The organism is Pseudomonas sp. JL3 (assembly GCF_031570575.1).
Taxonomy (GTDB): domain Bacteria; phylum Pseudomonadota; class Gammaproteobacteria; order Pseudomonadales; family Pseudomonadaceae; genus Aquipseudomonas; species Aquipseudomonas cucumis.
Window position 1 is genome coordinate 1 of sequence record NZ_JAKWJK010000053.1, and the last position, 1,905, is coordinate 1,905.

2 pseudogenes are annotated in these 1,905 nt (G+C 63.6%); both read left to right on the forward strand.

From position 1 onward, the window contains the following. A pseudogene (locus MMG91_RS28730) lies at positions 1-1,608 on the forward strand (condensation domain-containing protein); the annotation flags it as partial. Between the two features lies 1 nt (position 1,609). Next, a pseudogene (locus tag MMG91_RS29110) lies at positions 1,610-1,905 on the forward strand (non-ribosomal peptide synthetase); the annotation flags it as partial.

A 1,905-nucleotide genomic window follows, 5' to 3' on the forward strand; every position in this document is an offset into this window, starting at 1 on the left:
CGCGCACACCTGCAAACGCAGTTACCCGACTACATGGTGCCCGTCGCCTACGTGCGACTGGACGCACTGCCGTTGACCCCCAACGGCAAACTCGACCGCAAGGCACTGCCGGCACCGGACCTCGATGCGCTGATCTCTCGCGATTACGAAGCGCCGCAAGGCGAAATCGAAACCACCCTGACGCAGATCTGGCAAGACCTGCTCAAGGTCGAGCGCGTCGGTCGTCACGACCACTTCTTCGAGCTGGGCGGCCACTCACTGCTGGCGGTCAGCCTGATCGGCCGAATGCGTCAGGCGGGACTGAGTGCCGACGTGCGCGTGCTGTTCAGCCAGCCGACCCTGGCGGCGCTGGCGGCAGCCGTCGGCAGTGGCAAGGAAATAAGCGTTCCGGTGAACCTGATTCCTTCGGACTGCGAACACATCACTCCAACCATGTTGCCCCTGGTCAATCTGGACCAGGCAGCCATCGAGCGCATTGTCGCGACGGTGCCGGATGGCGCGCGCAACGTGCAGGACATCTACCCGCTGGCGCCGCTGCAAGAGGGCATCCTCTATCACCATATTGCGGCAGAACAGGGCGACCCCTATGTGCTGCAAGCCTTGTTCGTGGCCTCGAACCGTACGCGGCTGGACGATTTTTCCCGGGCGTTGCAAAGCGTCATCGATCGCCACGATATCCTGCGCACTTCGGTGGTGTGGGAAGGTCTGGACGAACCGGTGCAGGTGGTCTGGCGCCACGCGCAGTTGGGGCTGGAAGAGCTGGTACTGGACCCGCAAGCCGGGGATGTCGCCACGCAATTGCACAGCCGTTTCGATGCCCGGCACTATCGTCTGGACGTCACGCAGGCACCGCTGATGCGTGTCGCGTTCGCCTATGACGCGTCCAATCAGCGTTGGGTGGGGATGCTGCTGTTTCATCACATGGCACTCGACCATATGGCGCTGGACGTGGTGCAGCACGAGATGCAGGCGTATCTGCTGGGCCAGGAAAGTCAGCTCGGCGAAGCCCTGCCGTACCGCAACTACGTGGCGCAGGCCCGATTGGGCATCAGCCGCGAGGAGCACGAAGCGTTCTTCCGCGAGATGCTTGGTGACATCGACGAGCCGACGCTACCGTTCGGGGTGCAAGACGTTCGGCATGATGGCCACGGTATCGAGGAAGAGCAACAGGCCGTGGAGAACGCCCTGAGTCGACGCCTGAGGGCACAGGCGCGTCAGCTGGGCGTGAGCGCCGCGAGCCTGGTGCATCTGGCATGGGCGCAAGTGCTGGGCAAGGTTTGCGGCAAGCAGGAGGTGGTGTTCGGCACCGTGCTGATGGGCCGGATGCAGGGCGGTGAGGGGGCTGACCGCGCGTTGGGGATGTTCATCAACACCTTGCCGCTACGGGTGGACGTGGGCCTTCAAGGCGTGCGCGCCGGAGTCAAGACGACCCATGCACGACTGACGGCTTTGCTGGGCCACGAACATGCCTCGCTGGCACTGGCCCAACGTTGCAGCGGTGTGGCCGCGCCATTGCCGTTGTTCAGCGCCTTGCTCAACTACCGCCATAGCGCCGCACCATCGCTGTCGAACGAGGCGCAGATCGCCTGGAATGGACTTGAGGTGCTGGCNTTTGCTGGGCCACGAACATGCCTCGCTGGCACTGGCCCAACGTTGCAGCGGTGTGGCCGCGCCATTGCCGTTGTTCAGCGCCTTGCTCAACTACCGCCATAGCGCCGCACCATCGCTGTCGAACGAGGCGCAGATCGCCTGGAATGGACTTGAGGTGCTGGCCAGTGAAGAGCGCACCAACTACCCACTGACCTTGTCGGTGGACGACGAGGGCGATGGATTCAGCCTGACCGTGTTGGCCATGACTGGCATCGGCGCGCAACGCATTTGCGGTTACATGCACACGGCGCTGGA